The organism is Caulobacter sp. Root1472 (genome assembly GCF_001426985.1).
GTDB lineage: Bacteria > Pseudomonadota > Alphaproteobacteria > Caulobacterales > Caulobacteraceae > Caulobacter > Caulobacter rhizosphaerae.
Genome location: NZ_LMFX01000034.1, coordinates 182776 through 200386 on the forward strand (window position 1 = coordinate 182776; position 17611 = coordinate 200386).

The 17611-nt window shown below is 67.5% G+C and carries 12 protein-coding genes; 3 read left to right on the plus strand and 9 right to left on the minus strand.

Going from position 1 to position 17611, the window contains the following annotated elements; all coding sequences use genetic code 11:
• Nucleotides 1–5: 5 nt before the first annotated feature.
• From ASD47_RS19895 to ASD47_RS19915, 5 genes are all read right to left on the minus strand, one after another.
• Nucleotides 6–482, minus strand: a complete 477-nt coding sequence (locus tag ASD47_RS19895; protein WP_056760209.1) for a hypothetical protein — start codon at nucleotides 480–482, stop codon at nucleotides 6–8.
• Nucleotides 479–2272, minus strand: a complete 1794-nt coding sequence (locus ASD47_RS19900; RefSeq protein ID WP_056760211.1) for an OmpA family protein — start codon at nucleotides 2270–2272, stop codon at nucleotides 479–481. Before ASD47_RS19900 ends, ASD47_RS19895 begins: the two co-directional genes overlap by 4 nt.
• On the minus strand, nucleotides 2265–2831 hold the full coding sequence (locus ASD47_RS19905) for a hypothetical protein (protein ID WP_056760213.1): 567 nt from the start codon (nucleotides 2829–2831) through the stop codon (nucleotides 2265–2267). The genes ASD47_RS19900 and ASD47_RS19905 overlap by 8 nt, the downstream gene beginning before the upstream one ends.
• Nucleotides 2828–3898 carry a hypothetical protein gene (locus tag ASD47_RS19910; protein ID WP_056760215.1) on the minus strand — a complete coding sequence of 357 codons (1071 nt, stop codon included), beginning with the start codon at nucleotides 3896–3898 and terminating at the stop codon, nucleotides 2828–2830. The genes ASD47_RS19905 and ASD47_RS19910 overlap by 4 nt, the downstream gene beginning before the upstream one ends.
• Nucleotides 3899–4331: 433 nt before the next feature.
• Nucleotides 4332–6119: an MHYT domain-containing protein gene (locus ASD47_RS19915; protein ID WP_156402333.1), complete on the minus strand. Its 1788-nt coding sequence runs from the start codon at nucleotides 6117–6119 to the stop codon at nucleotides 4332–4334.
• A 241-nt stretch (nucleotides 6120–6360) separates the two neighbouring features.
• Between ASD47_RS19915 and ASD47_RS19920 the strand changes: the two genes are divergently transcribed.
• Nucleotides 6361–8196 (plus strand): copper resistance system multicopper oxidase, encoded by a 1836-nt coding sequence (locus ASD47_RS19920; protein WP_056760218.1) that lies wholly within the window; start codon nucleotides 6361–6363, stop codon nucleotides 8194–8196.
• Nucleotides 8193–9155: a copper resistance protein B gene (locus ASD47_RS19925; protein WP_056760220.1), complete on the plus strand. Its 963-nt coding sequence runs from the start codon at nucleotides 8193–8195 to the stop codon at nucleotides 9153–9155. The genes ASD47_RS19920 and ASD47_RS19925 overlap by 4 nt, the downstream gene beginning before the upstream one ends.
• Before the next feature lie 92 nt (nucleotides 9156–9247).
• On the opposite strand, the gene ASD47_RS19930 is transcribed toward ASD47_RS19925, so the two are convergent.
• From ASD47_RS19930 to ASD47_RS19940, 3 genes are all read right to left on the minus strand, one after another.
• Nucleotides 9248–12346 carry an efflux RND transporter permease subunit gene (locus ASD47_RS19930; RefSeq protein WP_056760222.1) on the minus strand — a complete coding sequence of 1033 codons (3099 nt, stop codon included), beginning with the start codon at nucleotides 12344–12346 and terminating at the stop codon, nucleotides 9248–9250.
• Nucleotides 12343–13434: an efflux RND transporter periplasmic adaptor subunit gene (locus tag ASD47_RS19935; RefSeq protein WP_056760224.1), complete on the minus strand. Its 1092-nt coding sequence runs from the start codon at nucleotides 13432–13434 to the stop codon at nucleotides 12343–12345. The genes ASD47_RS19930 and ASD47_RS19935 overlap by 4 nt, the downstream gene beginning before the upstream one ends.
• Nucleotides 13435–13510: 76 nt before the next feature.
• Nucleotides 13511–14134 carry a TetR/AcrR family transcriptional regulator gene (locus ASD47_RS19940; protein WP_056760226.1) on the minus strand — a complete coding sequence of 208 codons (624 nt, stop codon included), beginning with the start codon at nucleotides 14132–14134 and terminating at the stop codon, nucleotides 13511–13513.
• Nucleotides 14135–14230: 96 nt separating this feature from the next.
• On the opposite strand from ASD47_RS19940, the gene ASD47_RS19945 reads away from it, so the two are divergent.
• Complete coding sequence (locus tag ASD47_RS19945; protein ID WP_056760228.1) at nucleotides 14231–15694, plus strand: efflux transporter outer membrane subunit; 1464 nt, start codon at nucleotides 14231–14233, stop codon at nucleotides 15692–15694.
• Between the two features lie 27 nt (nucleotides 15695–15721).
• On the opposite strand, the gene ASD47_RS19950 is transcribed toward ASD47_RS19945, so the two are convergent.
• On the minus strand, nucleotides 15722–17374 hold the full coding sequence (locus tag ASD47_RS19950) for an alpha-L-fucosidase (protein WP_056760230.1): 1653 nt from the start codon (nucleotides 17372–17374) through the stop codon (nucleotides 15722–15724).
• Nucleotides 17375–17611: the final 237 nt, after the last annotated feature.

The following is a 17611-nucleotide window of genomic DNA, read 5'->3' on the forward strand; positions in this document are numbered from 1 at the left end:
CCTGTCTAGGGTGTGGGCGGAGCCTGGGGCTCGCTCATCTTGCGAAGTATGTTTTCCAGGATTTCCGGGGGCGGCAGGCTGACCAGCCGGGCCGCGATCGAGCTCATGCCCTCGGCGCTGACCGAGAATTTGCGCGCGTAGCTGACGTTCACCGAGGCGGCGACCATCACGAAGCCGGCGTTGACGCCGACCGTCGCTCCGGCCGAGACGCCCAGCTCGGTGCTTTCCGTCATGCTGAAGCTGAGCTTCGCCTCCACCGTGGCCTCGGTGAAGCTGTAGAAGGTGGGCGTGAAACCCAGGGCGATGAGGTTGTACTTTTCCGAGCCGAGTTCGATCTCGGTCGTCGCCATCGCCTGGGCCGTGGCGATGCTGTTGCGGTCGAGCGCATGCTGGGCGTCGGCCACGGCCACGCCCAGCCGCTCGATGATCTGCGGCAACGGCGCGGAGAGCAGCTGCCGGGTGACGGCGGCGGTTTCGCTCATGGCGTCGGCGTCGGAGCAGGGCTGGCTGCCGGCGCCGCCACGAAGGTCTTGATCTCGTCGAGGAACTCGACGGGCGCGGGGACGGCGACGATGCGGGCGGAGATGCTGCTGTTGCCGTTCACCGACTGTTCGAATTGCCGGCTGGTGCGATAGTCGACCGCCAAGCCGACCGCGACCGAAATCTTCGGCTTGTCGGCGCTGGCCGTCGGTCCGGCCGCGATCTTGGCCAGGGCCTTGGTGACGCTGGCGCCCCCGTCGGCCGACAAGGCGATGTCGTTGGCCGACAAGGTCACCAGATTGACGACGACCACGTCCTTGGCGTCGACGAACGTCACCACCCCGCCCTGCCGCACCGCCCGGACGCCGTGGGTGGCGCTGCCGGCGTTGACATCGCGCGCCAGGTTGAAGGCGAAGGCTTCCGGCGTGTCGACGGCAAACGGGCCGCCGGTGGCGACAGCCGTCCCGCTGATCGCCACGGAGGTGTCCGACGCGCCGACCTTGACCGCGGTGGCGTCGACCGCCTGGGCCGCGAAGTGGCGCACGATGATGAAGCCGTTGCCGGTCGCGCCATTGCCTGTCTTGTCCGGGGTTGGCGTCGCCTGCAGTTGGGTCGCGGCGGAGTCGACGACGATCAGCAGATCGTTGGAGTCGGCCAGCAGCACCTCGGCGCGACGGAACTGCTGATTGGCGACCTCGTCGGTGGCGCCCTTGGCCTTCCAACTGGCCTCGCCGCGCGTCTCGACCTTGCGGATCTGGCCGGCCGGGACGCCGTTGTCGGTGAGATACTTGGCGACGGCCTGGGCGCGCCGCTTGCCGAGGTCAAGGTTGCTGGCGTCGGTGAACATCGTGTCGGTGAAGCCGACGACGTCGACATTCGACCCGCTGTCCTTCAGCGTCCGCGCGACCAGGGCGAGTTCTTCGATCGCGGCGGGCTTCAGGGCGGCGCTGCCGGTGTCGAACAGCGCCAGACCCAGAGTCCCGCCGCCGATCGGCAGCGTCGAGCCCACCGGGTCGCGCAGGAGCTTGGCCTTGAAGCCGCCCAGGGCGTTGATCTGGTTGACCACGGCCCGGGCGTACAGCAGCTCGTTGGACTGGCTCTTGACCGTGACGACCTTGCCGGTCGCCAGGGTGAAATCCTCGCTTGTGTTGGCCGTGGGCGTAGCCACGATGCGGATGACGCCGACGCTGGCTTCGCCCGCCGCGTAGAAGGCCACGCCCGTGTCCGTCTTGATCGGGTTCTTGGCGGTGTCGGGATCGAGCTTGAACGGCGCCTTGGTATGCTGGGCGTCGACATAGGCCCGCTCGAACTTGCCGTCCGGCGTGCGCAGAGCCTTGGCTAGCGTCTCCGCCGCCGCCTCAAGGTCGGCGCCGGTCGCGTCGGACTTCTTGCCGTCGACCGTCGCGCTGGCCGGCAGGCTCTTCAGGGTGATCTGGGCTTCCCGCGCGTTGGCGGGCGCCTGGGGACCGCCGCTTCCGAAGCCGAGGTCAAGCTTGCCGCCAATGCCGAAGGCGCTGGCCTCGCCGACCTTCATGGTCAGTTGCATCGACACGGTCAGGTCGGCGTGCTGGTAGTGATAGAAGGGCGGAGACAGTCCCAACTGCAACAGGCTCTTGTCGCCCAGGCCTGGCCGTTTCTCGGCATAGGCCCCCACCTGCGCGAGGCTGTTGATGTCGAGCGCCTTCTGGGCTTCGGCGATCGACAATCCCATGGCCTTGATGAATTCGGCGACGCTCGCATCGGCCAGGATCTGGCCCGGCGTCATCTTCTCGATCGGGTTCTCGTCAGCCATCCATCGGCTCCTTCGTCAGCACGGCCGGTTCCCGGGCGCGTGCGCTGTTGACCGTTTCGGAACGGACCACCCAATAGCCGTGCGTCCGCTGGGCTTGCGCCAGTTGGGCGGCGCTCACGCTCAGGCCGCGCTCGGTCCAGCCGAGCAGGCGGCGGGTCAGCGGCAAACCATCGTCCAGAGCCAGGGCCGCCTCGAGGCTTGCTCGCGCGGCGGTCGTCTCGCCCGCCTTGAGCAGGTTGACGCCCTGGCGCTCCAGAAGACAGGCGCGGTCACGTTGCTGGAAGGCGCTGGGCTCCAGATCGCCAGTCTCGTTGGCGGCGCTGCTGGCCGCCTCGCCCGCCAGGGTCGCGGCCTGGCCGTGCGCGCCCATCCGCTCCAGGCTCTCGAGCACGCAGTGCAGATAGTGGCGGGCGAAGATCTGTGGAGCGCGGACGCCCTGGGCCAGCCGCAGGGCTTCGCGATACTTGGCGAGGGCCTCGGGATGGCGGCCTTTCAGGGCCAGCACCTTGCCGGCCTCGGCTATGCTCGCGTGCAGGCCGTGGACGTCGGGGCGGGTCATTGCGCGGGCTCGGCGAACAGCACCTCGGCGCCGGCGGCCTCTAGTCTGTGACGGAGCAGTTTCGCGCGGGGGCGGGGCATCGGCGCCGTCGACAGCGGCGCCGGGGAGGGCAGGCCGACCTCCGCCAACGCCTCGGGGCGGGCGGACAGGATGTCGAGACCGACGTGCGAGAAGGTTTCCATCTCGGCCCGCACCGTCAAGCCGGCCGCCGCATAGAGCGCCATCCGGGCGGAGACCGCGTCGAACGCGATTCCGACTTCCACCGTCACAGGCAGGGCGTTGCATATCAGGGGGTAGTCCTCGAGCGGCACGCCCGCGAGCGCCTGAAGTGCGCCGGCGCTGGCACCGGTTGCCGGCGCCGCCGTCAGGTCGAGGGAGACGCGCAGGAAAGCCTGGTTGACGACCTGAACCCGTTCCGGCGCCTTCAACCGCCGCCACAGGAGGTCGGCCTCGGCGCGGCCCAGGTCGAAGATCGTGGCCGAGCCGCCAGGCGTAACCACGGCGTCGACCGGCAGATGCGGGCGCAGGACGCCGATCTGCAGAGCGGACAACTCGCTGGCGAACAGCGCGAACCGGGCCTCGTCGGGGCGGCTGGCTGTCAGCCGCGCCGAGCCGGCGGGGAGGGCGGCGTCCAAGGCGCGAACGGTCGCTTCGGTGACGGAGCCCAGGATCACGCCGGGCGGCGTCAGCAGCAAGTCTAGCGCTTCTTGCGGGCTCATGCCGAGGAAACGGCCGAGAACCTGGCCGACCTCGTCGGCGCGCGCTGGGTCGAGCAGTTCGCCAGCCAGGTCCAGGGTGGGGCTGCGTGCGATCGGGGCGCCCGCCGGGATCACTTCGACCTCGACGCCAAGTGTTCCGATGATGGCCGCCAACCGCGCCGCGTCAGGACCGGGAAGGCCAGCCAGCAGACGGGCCGGCGCGCGATAGAGGGCGTCGACGACCGTTTCGATCGGCAGTTCGAGCGCCTGGCTCAGCACCGAGGCCGCCCGAGGCGACGCCGCGCCGATGCCCACGACGAGCACGTCGACGGCCTCGTGGGCGATGCAAGGAGGACCTGCCAGCTCCATCACAACACCCCTTCCAAGGCGGGTTACGACACTCAATTTCTCGCGGCGCTTTTGGTGTCGAATGGACTCGTGTCAGAGTTGCAAGGCTTTGTAAAGCGACCGACGCGTTCAGCAACTCAAACTTGCGTATTGAGCCATAACATCCATGGGTGAGGCGGGCGCGGGCGCGAAAAGAGGTCGCTTGGCGAACCGACGGCCGCTGCTGTCGCCGCGAGGATCGCCCCGCGGGCGAGGCACGGTTTTCATTTCCGCGACAAGCCGCGTCAAAGAAGGAAGCGTCGGTCCCCTCCCGAGCAGCGGTTCGGCGGGGCGGTGGGCCCTCGACCGCTGGCTACGGTGTTTTCCAACGAAGCGGGCGCCGGTTCGTCGTCGGAAAATGCGTCAAAACAAATATCTAAAACGCCGGCCTGACACAGTCAGGTCCGGAAAAGCTCTAGGCGTCCAGCCGCACGGGGCTTTCGGAAATCGGCTGAAGCGGCGCCTCAATGCGGCACACAAGCCCGGTCGGGGCGAAGTCCAGCGCCACCGCGCCGCCCAGGTCCTTTTCGACGCTCACCTTGATCAGGCGAGAACCGAAGCCGGCCTTGGTCGGTGGCGAGACGGCGGGCCCGCCGGTCTCGCGCCATTCCAGGACCAGCATCGGTTCAGGGCGCTCGATGTCGAAGGTCGCCCATTGCACGTCCAAGCGGCCGTTGGGCGTCGAGAGCGCGCCGTACTTGGCTGCGTTGGTGGCGAGCTCGTGGAGGACCATTCCCAGCGCCAGGGCGTGGCGGGCGGGCAGCCGGAGCGATGGGCCGACCAGCGTGACCTGTTCGGCCGGATAGGGCGCCATCTCCTGCGCCAGAAGGTCGCCGATCTCCGCCGCCTCCCAACTGGCCTGCGTCAGCACGTTGTGGGTGGCCGACAGCGCCATCAAACGGTCCTCGAAGGCCCGCCGAAACTCGCTCAGCGAGGCGGCGCCCCGCGCCGTCTGGCTGGCGATCGACTGGATGGTGGCGAGGGTGTTCTTGACCCGGTGATTGAGTTCGTTGGTCAGCAGGCGATGGCGTTGTTCACTGGCGGTGACGGCGGCGAACGCCTCATGCCGATCGGTGACGTCCAGCACCACGCCGATCATCCGAACCGCCCGGCCGCGCTGATCGTAGATCACCTTTCCACGAACATTCACCCAGCGGTCCTGCGCGAGCAGCTGGTATTCGTGGTCGTAGTCGCCGCCCGTGCGCTGGGCGCTCTCGACGGCGCGATCGCGGCGGGTCCGGTCCTCCGGGGAGAGGGCGCCAAGCCAGTGCTCCAGCGTCAGGTCCTCGTCGCCGCGCAAATCAAACAGCGCCTTGACCTGACTGGAAGCCTGCAGCGACTGACTGCGCAGGTCATACTCCCAATAGCCGACGCCGCCGGCGTCAAGGGCCTGAAGGATGTTGCCGCGCTGGTCGTAAAGCGAGGCCATGATGGCCAGGAACAGGACGAGCAGGGTGCCGGCCGCTACGCCGACACCGAGCAGGAACGGCGGAACGCCCATCGACGCCATGGACGCCGCGCCTGGAATAGGCGTGAGTTCAAGCGCGGCCATGGCGGTGTAGTGCATGCCCACGACGGCGACGCCAAGCAGGCTGGCGGCGAGCAGGCGAGAGATCGCCGTCCTGGGTTGGCGCGCGACGAAGAGGCCAATGGTGGAGGCGACGATGGCGATCGCCAGGGAGAGCGCGACGAGACCTGGACGATAGTCCAGGGTCATGGCGGTCCGCAGGGCGGCCATGCCAACATAGTGCATTGCGCAAATGCCCAGGCCCATGGCTGCACCAGCCAACAGCACATGACCCGACCGTGCGCCGGGCCGGGTCGCGGCGATGAAGGCGCCCCAGGTCGAGCTGATCGCGAGAACGAGCGAAAGGGCGGTCAGTCCTGGCGCGTAGACCACCGGCACGCCGGGGTCGAAGCCCAGCATGGCGATGAAGTGCATGGACCAGATCGACAGCCCCATGGCGATGGCCGCCGTGCTGGTCCAGGTCAGCCTGGCTCGCCCCAGATGAGTTTGGACCCGGCTGGCCAGGTCGAGCGCCACCCAGGAGCCGAACACCGCCACGAGCAGGGAAAGGCAAACAAGGGTCCAGTCGTGATGATGGTGGTGCAGAATGGCGAGACTCTCGGCCAGGCGTCCTTCTGACGAGTAGAGGGCTGCAGGGCGGCGCTGCTGGCAAGCCTGAATTTTCCACGGGTTCAATCGGAGCGTGGATTTCAGCGGGTCTTGTCTCGGCCGCGGCGCTCGGTGACCGCCAAAGAGGGAAGCGCCAAGACCACCGAAACGACGGTCCGGCCGCAAACGGCTTGTCGGTTGACTGGAGAGGCCTTGAATTTCCGCCGCCAGGGGACGAGGGGGATGAGCGCGTGGCGCGTAACGCCCTTGGAGATCGCGTTGCGGCCCATTACGGCCCTTCGCTGCACGCCATCGTCAAAGGGCAGTCATGCGTCAAACGGGTACGGCGTTCGATCGCCGTCGATTCCTGCAATCCTTCGCCGTTCTGGGCGGCGGGGCCGCTTTGGCGAGTCTGTTGCCCGGCTGGGCCCGCGCCGCCGGGCGTGGCGATCACGGCGACGAGCATGGCCAAGGCCCGCCGGCGCTCTCGGGCGAGGACATCAGGCTGTCCATCGGCCACACGCCCGTCATGGTGGACGGCGTGAGCGCCCATGCCGTGACGATCAACGGCACGGTTCCTGGACCTCTGATCCGGCTGAAGGAGGGCCAGAACGTCCGCCTGTCGGTGACCAACACGCTGGACGAAGAAACCTCGATTCACTGGCACGGCCTGTTGTTGCCCTTCCAGATGGACGGCGTGCCCGGCGTCAGCTTCCCTGGCGTCAAGCCGGGCGAGACCTTCGTCTATGAGTTCCACGTCCGGCAGTCGGGGACCTATTGGTACCACAGCCATTCGGGTTTGCAGGAGCAGATGGGCCACTATGGACCCATCATCATCGACCCGGCCGGCGACGACCCGGTGGCCTTCGATCGCGAGCACGTCGTCGTCCTGTCGGACTTCACCCGCTTGCACCCGCATCAGATCTTCAAGAAGCTCAAGCAGCAGGCCGGAGCCTTCAACTACCAACACCAGACCATCGGCGGCCTGATCGCCGGCCGCGACCAGACCCTGGCCGAGCGCTTGGACTGGGCCAGGATGCTGATGGACCCGACCGACATCTCGGACGTCACCGGCGCGGCCTACACCTTCCTGATCAACGGCCATGGGCCCAAGGACAACTGGACCGCGCTGTTCTCGCCAGGCGAGCGTGTGCGCCTGCGGTTCATCAACGCCGCGGCCCAGTCGGTCTTCAACGTCCGCATCCCGGGTCTGAGGATGACCGTGGTCGCCGCCGACGGTCAGCACGTCCGTCCGGTGCAGGTGGACGAATTCCAGATCGGCAACGCCGAGACCTATGACGTCATCGTCGAGCCGGCCGAGGACAAGGCCTTCACCATCGTCTCGGAGTCGGTCGACCGTTCGGGCCTGGGGCGCGCCACGCTGGCGCCCCGGCCGGGCATGAGCGCCGACGTCCCACCGCTACGGGGGCGTCCGCTGACGACCATGCGGGACATGGGGATGGACATGGGCGGCATGGACCACGTCGCCATGGACCACACGGCCATGAGGCATGACGCCATGGCCGCGAGCCCACCGCCCGGCCTGGCGCCGCCCAGAGCGCGCGGAAGCGACATCATGGGCAAGGCGGACATGGGCGGCATGGATATGTCCATGCGTAATCCCGAGAACGCGCCGCAGGTCAAGCTGGGGCCAGGGGTGCAGACGATCGCCCCGATGCCTGTGGACCGCACCGGCGAGCCGGGGCAGGGCCTGGAAAGCGTCGGTCACCGGGTGCTCGTCTATCGCGACCTGGCGGCGCTGGAGCCCAACGCCGATACCCGGCCGCCGCAGCGGTCGCTGGAAATCCATCTGACCGGCAACATGGAACGGTTCATCTGGGGATTCGATGGGCGCAAGTTCAGCGACCGGCCGCCGCCCTACGCCTTCCGAAGCGGCGAGCGGGTGCGGGTCACCCTGGTCAACGACACCATGATGGCCCACCCGATCCATCTGCATGGCCATTTCTTTGAGCTGACGTTCGGGCCGGCGGGACATCTGCCGCGCAAGCATACCGTGATCGTCCTGCCGGGCGGGCGCGTCAGTTTTGACCTCACCCCCGAGACCGGCGACTGGGCCTTCCACTGTCACATGCTCTACCACATGCATGCCGGGATGTTTCAGGTCTTCAGCGTGCGCGACACCCCAGGGGAGGACGCGCGATGAGGCCCTCGCTGATCGCCCTTTTTACCATGCTTTGGGCTGGCCCGGCGTTGGCCCAGCACGCTGGCCACGACATGAGCGCCATGCCGGAGACGGCCCAACCACAAACGGCGCCGGCGTCGGTCAGCGCGGATCCGCACGCGGGACACGACATGTCCGGCATGGCCAATCCGAGCGCCGCGCCGCGGGATGGACAGGTCCAAGCCATGGGACCTCCGCCGCTTCCGGACCATGAAACCCCCGCGCCGACGCCGCCCACCGATCATCTGGCAGACAGGGTTTTCGATCCCGCCGCCATGGATCGCGCCCGCGCCGTGCTGCGCCAGGAGCACGGCGGCGCACAGGTCTCGCAGGTCATGGCCAATCTGCTGGAATACCGGGCGCGCTCGGGCGGCGACGGCTACCATTGGGATGGCGAAGCCTGGTTCGGTGGCGACCTCAACCGCCTCGTCCTCAAGTCCGAGGGCGAAGGTGATCGCCATGGCGTCGAATCCGGCGAGATCCAGGCGCTCTACTCCCGCGCCGTCGGTCTCTATACCGACCTGCAGATCGGGGTGCGGCAGGACGTCGAACCCAAGTCGCGGACCTACGCCGCAATCGGATTCGAGACACTGCTGCCGTATTGGATCGAGGCTGGCGGCGCGCTCTTTCTGTCCAACAAGGGGGATGTCCTAGGACGAGCGGAGGGGGCGATCGATTGGCGTCTCACCCAGCGCCTGATCCTGCAGCCGCGCGCCGAGCTCAATTTCGCCGCCCAGGATATCCCCGAGACCGCAATCGGATCGGGCCTGTCCGACGGCGAGCTGGGCTTGCGGCTCCGCTACGAAGTCCGTCGAGAATTCGCGCCCTATGTCGGCGTGGCTTGGACCAGACGCTTCGGCCGCACCGCCGACTATGCGCGAGCCCAGGATCGCGAGGTCTCCGACACGAGTTTCGTCGTCGGCCTGCGCGCCTGGTTCTAGCCCGCCGCCGCGAACCCGCTGCCGGGCAGGAACGAGGCGCGGCGGTGAGGCGGCGGGTCGTCGCTCACGACCCGCCGAGCGCGATCCCAGGCTCAGGTCGCCAGCACCTCGGGATCGGTCTTGGAGGCCGACCCTTCGCCGCGACGGTCGTCCTTGATCCGGAACCACATGGCGTAGAGCGGCGGCAGGAAGGCGAGGGTCAGGATGGTGCCGCCGATGGTGCCGCCGATCAGGGTGTAGGCCATCGAGGACCAGAACACCGAAAGAGTCAGCGGGATGAAGGCGAAAACCGCGGCCAGGGCGGTCAGGATGACCGGCCTGGCGCGCTGAACCGTGGCCTCGACGACGGCGTGGAAGGGATCAAGACCATCCTCCTGGTTGGTGTGGATCTGGCCGATCAGGATCAGGCTGTTGCGCATGATGATGCCGGCCAGGGCGATCAGGCCAAGGATGGCGTTGAACCCGAACGGCTGGTGGAAGATCAGCAAGGTCGGCGCGACCCCCACCAAGGCCAGGGGCGCGGTCAGCAGCACCATGAACATCGCCGACAGTGAGCGAACCTGGAAGATCGTCACCACCATCATCAGGATGAACATCAGCGGGAAGACCGCGGCCAGGGCGACGTTGGCCTTGGCGGCCTCTTCGATCGACCCGCCCATCTCGATCCTGTAGCCCGCCGGCAGCGCCGCCTTGATCGGCTCAAGCTGCTTGAGCACCTGGGTCGAGACGTCGGGCGGCTGCAGCCCCTCGTCGATGTCGCCCCGCACAGTGATCGTGGTCAGGCGATCGCGGCGGCGCAGGATCGGATCCTCCATGCGGATTTCCGCCTTGCCGATCTGGTCGAGCGGGATCCGCTCGCCCGCCGCCCCGACCAGGGTGAAGGCGCCGAGCCGGGACGGGTCCAGGCGATCCTGGCCGCTGGTCCGCGCGACGACCTCGACCGAACGGATGTCCTCGCGCACCTGGGTGACGGGAACGCCGGTCAACAGGAACTGGAGCTGCTGGGAAGCGTCGCTGGAGGTGAGGCCGAAGGCGCGCAGCCGGTCCTGGTCGAGCACGAAGTGAACGGTCGGAACGCGCTCGCCCCAGTCGGTATTGACCTGGCGCATGCCTTCGTTGCGCAACATCACGCCCTTGACCTGCTCGGCGATCTCGCGGACGCGGTCGGCGTCCGGACCCATGACGCGGAAGGCCACGGGGAAGGGCGAGGGCGGACCGAACACGATCTGGGTGGCTCGGATCTTGGCCCCCGGGATCGTCCCCGAAGCGGCGAATTGGCGCAGGCGTTTCTTTAGCGCGTCGCGGGCCTTTTCGTCAGGCGTCAGCACCACGATCTTGGCGAAGGACGGGTCGGGCAGTTCCGGCGAGATCGCCAGGAAGAACCGCGGCGCGCCTTGGCCGATATAGCTGGTGAAGATCTTGGCCTCGGGCTGCTTGCGCAGCCAGGCCTCGACCTGGCTCACCGCCTGGCTGGTCGAGCTGATGCTCTGTCCCTCGGGCATCTGCACCTCGATCAGCACCTCGGGACGGTCGGAGAGGGGGAAGAACTGCTGCTTGACCCCGCCCATCATCACCACGGCCGCGACCATGGCGGCGCCGACGCCGGCGGCCACCTTGAAGCGGTTGTCGATGGTCCAAACGACCAGCGAGCGCAGCCGGCGATAGCGCGGGGTGTCGTAGATCGCGCCATGTCCGCCCTCGACCGGCTTGATCTTGGGGATCATCAACACGCCGAGATAGGGGGTGAAGATCACCGCCACGAACCACGAGGTGATCAGGGCGAAGGCCACGACCCAGAAGATGTTGCCGGCGTATTCGCCGGCCGTGGACTTGGCGAAGCCCACCGGCATCAGGCCGATGATCGTCACCAGGGTGCCGGCCAGCATCGGGGCGGCGGTATGGCCCCAGGCGTAGGTGGCGGCCGTGACCCGGTCCTTGCCTTCCTCCATCTTCACCACGATCGTCTCGATGATGATGATGGCGTCGTCGACCAGCAGGCCCAGCGACAGGATCAGCGCGCCCAGGGTGATACGGTCGAAGTCGCGGCCCGTGACCAGCATGATCACGAAGACGCCAGCCAGGGTCAGCGGCACGGCCATGGCGACCACGATGCCGACCCGGAAGCCCAGGCTGATCAGGCTGACGACGATGACGACCGCGAGCGCCACGAAGAACTTCAGCATGAACTCGTTGTAGGCCTCGACGATGTTCACCGACTGGTCGGTGATCTTGTCGAAGCTCATGCCCAGAGGCATTTCGGAGGCGATCGCCTTGGCTTCCCTGTCGAGGTTCTTGCCCAGCTCCAAGCCGTTGTAGCGTTCCTTCATCACCACGCCGAGCACGATGGCCGGTTCGCCGCCGTTGCGGATCAGGAAGGTGGCGGGATCCTCATAGCCGCGCTTGACCTCGGCGATGTCGCCCAGTTTGAGGGTGCGGCCGCCAACGGCGATCGGCGTTTCCTTGATCTTCTCCAGGCTGTCGAGCGCCCCGTCCAGACGGATCTGCACCTGGGGGCCCTGGGTTTCGATCGAGCCGGCCGGGGTGACCAGGTTGCGGTCATTGAGCGCGGCGAACAGCTCCCTGGGGCTCACCCCCAGCGTCGCCAGGCGGGCTTGGGTGAACTCCACGAAGATTTTCTGCGGTTGCTCGCCGATGATCTGGACCTTCTTGACGCCCGGCACGTGCAGCAGGCGTTGGCGCAGGGTCTCGGCCTGGCGCACCAGCAGGCGCTGCGGCTCACCCTTGGCCTTCAGCGCGTAGAGGGCGAAGGTCACGTCGCCATACTCGTCGTTGACGAACGGACCCAGCACGCCGCGCGGCAGATTGGGGGCCTCGTCGGCCATCTTCTTGCGGGTCTGGTAGAATTGCTCCTGAACCTCCTTGGCCGGAATCTGGTCCTTCAGCGTCAGGGTGGTGAAGGCCAGGCCGGGGCGCGTGAAGGTCTCGGACCGATCGTACCACTTCAGCTCCTGCATCCGCTTCTCGAGCGGCTCGGCCACCTGATCCTGCATCTCCAGTGCGGTGGCGCCGGGCCACGCGGTGACGATCGTCATGACCTTGATCGAGAAGCTGGGGTCCTCGGCGCGGCCTAGCTTCATGAAGGCGAAGGCGCCGGCGAACGTGATCGCGACGATCAGGAAGAGCGTGATCGACCGCTCGCGGACCGCCAGGGCGGAGAGGTTGAGGCTCATTGCGCCGCTCCGGCCTGGATGCGGACGCGCTGGCCCTGGTGCAGCATGTGGGCGCCCAGGGCGACGAAGCGCTCACCGCCGGCGAGGCCGCTGGAAATCGTCGCCGTCTCCGCCCCGATCGCCGCCAGGCGCACGGGCCGCCACTGGACCGTGGAGGCGCGCGGCTCGACGACCCAGACGCCCGGTCCCTTGCCCGCGTCATAGATGGCGCCGATCGGTGCTTCCACGCCGCCGGATCCCCGATCTGCGCCCTGCGGGGAGAGGGCCACCACCACGGTCGAGCCCAGCGGCGCCTGGGCGGCCTGGCCGTTCAGGACATACTTGGCTTCGTAAGTTCGGGTGCGAGGGTCCGCGGCGTCCGACAACTGCCGCAGGCGCGCCTGACCGGCCTCGGCGCCGTCGGAGGCGAAGGCCTGGGCCAGCGAGCCCAGCGCCGGGCGAACGGTCTCTGGCAGGGTGATGGTCGCCTCCCGAGGTCCAGCCTGGGCCAGGCGCACGACCGGCTGACCGGCGGCGACCACCTGGCCGGGCTCGGCCAGGGTCTCGACCACGACGCCGTCGGCGTCTGCGACCAGGACCGCATAGCCTGCGGTGTTGCGCGAGACCCGGGCCTGGGCCTCGGCGGCTTCCAACTGGGCCTTGGCTGCGTCGGCCGCCGCCTTGGCTTGGTCATAAGCGAGGGCTGAAACCGCGCCGGCCGAAACCAGGCTGCGATAACGCTTCTCGTCCGACGCTGTCTGCACGGCACGGGCGCGGGCGGCCTCCACCAGTTCGGTCTGGGCTGAAACGGCCAGGGCGTAGTCGGTCGCGTCGATGCGCATCAAGGCCTGGCCGCGACGGACGGTCTGGCCGGCGTCGACCAGCCGCGCCACGACCTTGCCGGCGACGCGGAAGCCTAGATCGCTTTGGACGCGCGCCGTGACGACGCCGCTGAACCTGCGCTGGCCGTCCGTCGCGGGACTGGCCACGGCGACCCGCACCACCGGCGGCAGGGTGCGAGGATCGTCTGCCCCGGATTTGCCGCCGCAGGCGACGAGTGGCGTGAGGCCGGCCAAAAGCAGGGCGGCGGCGAGGGGACGAGGCGACATGGCTTAAGGGTCCTGCCTTGGCGGAAGAACCTTAGCTTGGTGTTTAGTGACCAATCTGTCAACTCGTCACCTCGTTTTAGGGGGCAAGGCTCCGCAGCACCAGATTGATGGCCTTGGTCGGCGCGTCGGGCAGGTCGTCCAGGTTGTGCCTGAGCATCAGCGGGTTCATGAAGCTCTGCATGACCAGCAGGATCGCTTCGCAGACCTCGTCGATCGGCGTTTTGCGCTCGAACTCACCCGTCTCGCGGCCTAAGAGAATGATCTCCTTCAGCAAGGCTTCGGATCGTTCCAGATAGGCCAGGGCCGACGGCCAACGTTCCTCGGCCGAATGGGCGGCGATGTCGTAGAGGAGCTTGTCCTGGAAGAAGAGCTCGGCGCTCGTGGCCACTATACCATTGAAAAAACGCCTTAACTTCTCCGAGGCGGTCCTGCCGTCGGCGATCCCGGCCTCACCCGCCGCCAGCACCTTGTCCAGGCACTGCACGCAGATCGCCTGGCCGATCGCCTGCTTGGAGTCGAAGAACTTGTAGATGTAGGCCTTGGAGAAACCGATCGCCTTGGCCAGGTCGGCGACCGTGGTCTTGCCATAGCCGAAGCGGCTGAAATGGGCCTCGGCCGCGGTGACGATCTGATCCCGGACGTCGTGTTCGAGGGGGCCTCTCTGGCCGGCGGCGGGAGGCGAAGAGTCGATTGTGCTCATGACAGCACGCTAACATCGGACGTCTCGATTGACAAACTGGTGACGATATTAGAATTTAGTCACAACCAAGTTTCGTCATTCGTAGCGAGTGGTCCCATGCGCTCCGCCGTCTTCCCGGTTCTTTCCATCGCGGCCAGTTCCGCCCTGTTCGCCGGATGCGCGGTCGGCCCAGACTATGTCGCGCCGAAGATCGCCTCGCCGCGGGTCTTCATGGGGGCCAAGGCCGTCGAGGCCCGGTCGGCCGCACCGGCGACGAGCGCATCGACCGATGCGTGGTGGCGCGGCTTCAACGATCCGGTGCTCGACCGCCTTGTCGATCGGGCCTTGGCGCAAAACCTTGATCTGGCTCAGGCGGGCGCGCGGGTCGCCCAGGCGCGGGCGGGCGTGCGCGCGGCGACCGCGGCCCTGCTGCCGTCCGCCTCGGTCCAGGCCAGCGGCGCCAAGGTTCACGCTTCGACCCAGACCCCGACGGGGCGACTTCTCGCCGCCACGCCGAATTTCGACCGCGAGGGCGAACTCTACGAAGGCGATCTGGTCGCCGGCTGGGAGCTCGACGTCTTCGGCGGCGGCCGCCGCGATCGCGAGGCGGCCCTGGCGCAGTACAGAGCGGCTGAGGCCGGGGTGGCCGCCGCGCGCCTGGCCGTCGCCGCCCAGACGGCGGACACCTACGTGTTGGTTCGTGGGCTGCAGGAACGGCTCGCGATCGCGCGCGGCCAGGTCGAGACCCAGACGCGGCTGGTCGAGACGGTCCGCCTGCAGCGCGAGCAGGGCGTCGCCGCGGACCTGCAGCTGCAGCAGGCCGTTGGCGCGCTGGAACAGACGCGCGCCAGCCTTCCCGTCCTCGAGGAGGGACTGGAGGCGGCGCTCAACGCCATGGACGTCATTCAAGGCGCGCAGCCAGGAACCTATCGGGCCGAACTGGCCACGGTGACGGCCATTCCCACGGCGCCCGGCCTTGCCGACGCGGGAGGCCCCGCCGAACTGCTGCGCCGTCGCCCGGACCTCGTCGTCGCCGAGCAACGGCTGCGCGCCAGCAATGCGCAGGTCGGTTCGGCGATTTCGCAATATTTCCCGAAGTTTTCGCTCAGCGGCCTGGTGGGCACAGCCACCACCAGCAGCAGCGCCCTGTTCGAAGGGCCGGCCAACCAGGCCCAGGGCGTGCTTGGCCTGCGCTGGCGATTGTTCGACTTCGGCCGCGTCGGCGCCGAGGTGGCCGCGGCGCGCGGCCAGAAGGCGGAGGCTCTGGCCGCCTACCAGCAATCGGTTCTGCGCGCGACCGAGGACGTGGAGAGCGCCTTCTCCAGTCTCGTCAAGCGCGAGAGCCAGGAGCGCACCCTGGCGGCTGGCGAAGCGTCACTGGCTAAGGCCAGAGCCGCCTCGCAGGCCGCCTACGGCGGCGGCGTTGTCAGCCTGATCGAGGTGCTGGACGCCGATGCGCGCCTGCTCGCCGTCCGCGACGCCAGGGCCCAGGCTCGAACGGAAGCCGCCCGCGCGGCGATCCGTTCCTTCCAGGCCCTGGGCGGCGGCTGGCGCGATCCTTCCGGCGCGGACGCTGGGTAGAGACGCCACGGCGTTCGGCGCGCTTCGCTACAAGACACCATCGATCCTGAGCGCGATCCCGAACGGATGCAGGGCGCCGTCGGGCAAGGTCACGTGCAGGCCCGTCCGGTCTTGGCGCAACGGCAGGGGCGTCTTGTCGCCGGCCAGGGTTACACGCCGCACTGGACCCTTGGCGTGCCCGCCGTCCTTGGCCAGGCTGCGGACCACGACTTGCCCGCCCTCCGGTCGCCCCAAGGTAATGGCGTATAGCGCGGCGTTCTTGGTGGTGAACCGAATGTCCTGCGGCGTGAAAGGCTTCTGCTTGCCCTCGCTGAACATGCCGGCGGCCACGGCCGTCGGCCCTTCGCCGAAGATCGTCCAGGGGCGTGTCGCGTAGATGGCGTCGGAGAAGCGACCCATCCAGACGCCGATCTCCTCGACGATCCGCCGCTCCTCGGAGTCGATCGTTCCATCGCCGCGTACCGGAATGCTGAGCAGCAGATTGCCGTTTTTCGAGACAATGTCGCAGAGCCGATGAATGACCTCGGCCGCGGGCAGATAGCGCTTCTCCTCGAAGAGGCGCCGATTGTAGTGCCAGTCGCCGATGCAGGTGTCGGTCTGCCAGGGCTCGGGGCTGATCTCGCTGCGCATGCCCCGCTCGACGTCGGCGACGATGCCTGGGCGATGGGCGTCGTGGGGCTTGATGTTGATTACCGCGTCGAGTTTCCCGCGCCACTGAAGCGACGCGTTGTAGTAGTGGGCGGCGATGTCCAGGCCCGCCTGTTCGAGCGGCAGGTCGAAATTGTCGAAATAGACGAGATCGGGCTTGTAGCTGTCGATCAAGTCCTTGCACCTCAGATACCATTGGCGCGTGAAGGCTGGATTGTTCAGCGGGGCCTTTTCGCTCCAGACCCGATCGTTGGCTTCGTGCCATTTGTTGGCGTCGGCGATCGTGTCGAAACCGTCGGGCAACGGCATGACCGGGCCGCCATAGAGCTGCTGCGGATCCAGCCCCTCCCACCATTTACCGCGACCGTCCGCTGCGAAGCGCTTGAAGGCGTCGTAGCGTTGCCCCTTGCGCGGGCCCTCGGGGTCGTAGCCGTAAGCCGTCTGGAACCAGTGCCAGGCGTGGGCGGAATGGTTGGAGACGCCGAAGCGCAAGCCCCGCTTGCGAGCGGCCTTGGCCCACAGGCCGATGATATCCTTCTTGGGACCCAGGCGGACCGCGTTCCAGTCGTGGAACCTGGACTGGTAGGCGTCGAAGTTGTCGTGATGGTTCGCCATGGCCACGAAGTATTTCGCGCCGGCCTTGGCATAGAGATCCAGCAGGTCGTCAGGATTCCAGTTTTCAGCCCGCCATTGGGGATAGATGTCCATGAAGCCGGTATCGGCCGGGTGGCCATAGGTCTTCAGGTGATGGTCGTAGGCGGGCTGGCCGGGCATGTACATGCTGCGGGCGTACCAGTCGCCCGCTTCCGGCACGCATTGGGCGCCCCAGTGGGCCCATAGCCCGAACTTGGCGTCGCGAAACCAGTCCGGCGTTCGATATCCAGCCGCGAGCGAATCCCAGTTGGGCTTGAACGGGCCCTTGGCGATCTGGTCAAAGCCTGTCGGGACCAGGTCCGAGGCCAATGCGGGGGCGGCGCCGATCAGGCTGGCTGCGGCGCTGCCCTGGAACAGCGCACGTCTTGTCGGCGTCATCGTTCCTCTCCCTTGGTTTTTATCCTTGAATAGAATTTCAAATATGATTTGTCTGAGTTGTCAAGGCGCGGGCCGAGGCCCAGGGTGCGTTCAAGCTTTGTCATGTGCAAACCACCCGGCGCGCGCCGTTCCAAATGTGCGTTGATGACGCCTGTGGGGGGAGCCTTGGCCAGGCACACCGAGGTGCGATATAGTCAGACAATATCTCTTGATGACGCTATCGGTCGGCTGTAGCTC

Bases quoted from the DNA above. Each gene is read 5' to 3' on its own strand.
- ASD47_RS19895 (WP_056760209.1), bottom strand. From the start codon at position 482: ATGAGCGAAACCGCCGCCGTCACCCGGCAGCTGCTCTCCGCGCCGTTG.
- ASD47_RS19900 (WP_056760211.1), bottom strand. From the start codon at position 2,272: ATGGCTGACGAGAACCCGATCGAGAAGATGACGCCGGGCCAGATCCTG.
- ASD47_RS19905 (WP_056760213.1), bottom strand. From the start codon at position 2,831: ATGACCCGCCCCGACGTCCACGGCCTGCACGCGAGCATAGCCGAGGCC.
- ASD47_RS19910 (WP_056760215.1), bottom strand. From the start codon at position 3,898: ATGGAGCTGGCAGGTCCTCCTTGCATCGCCCACGAGGCCGTCGACGTG.
- ASD47_RS19920 (WP_056760218.1), top strand. From the start codon at position 6,361: ATGCGTCAAACGGGTACGGCGTTCGATCGCCGTCGATTCCTGCAATCC.
- ASD47_RS19925 (WP_056760220.1), top strand. From the start codon at position 8,193: ATGAGGCCCTCGCTGATCGCCCTTTTTACCATGCTTTGGGCTGGCCCG.
- ASD47_RS19930 (WP_056760222.1), bottom strand. From the start codon at position 12,346: ATGAGCCTCAACCTCTCCGCCCTGGCGGTCCGCGAGCGGTCGATCACG.
- ASD47_RS19935 (WP_056760224.1), bottom strand. From the start codon at position 13,434: ATGTCGCCTCGTCCCCTCGCCGCCGCCCTGCTTTTGGCCGGCCTCACG.
- ASD47_RS19940 (WP_056760226.1), bottom strand. From the start codon at position 14,134: ATGAGCACAATCGACTCTTCGCCTCCCGCCGCCGGCCAGAGAGGCCCC.
- ASD47_RS19945 (WP_056760228.1), top strand. From the start codon at position 14,231: ATGCGCTCCGCCGTCTTCCCGGTTCTTTCCATCGCGGCCAGTTCCGCC.
- ASD47_RS19950 (WP_056760230.1), bottom strand. From the start codon at position 17,374: ATGACGCCGACAAGACGTGCGCTGTTCCAGGGCAGCGCCGCAGCCAGC.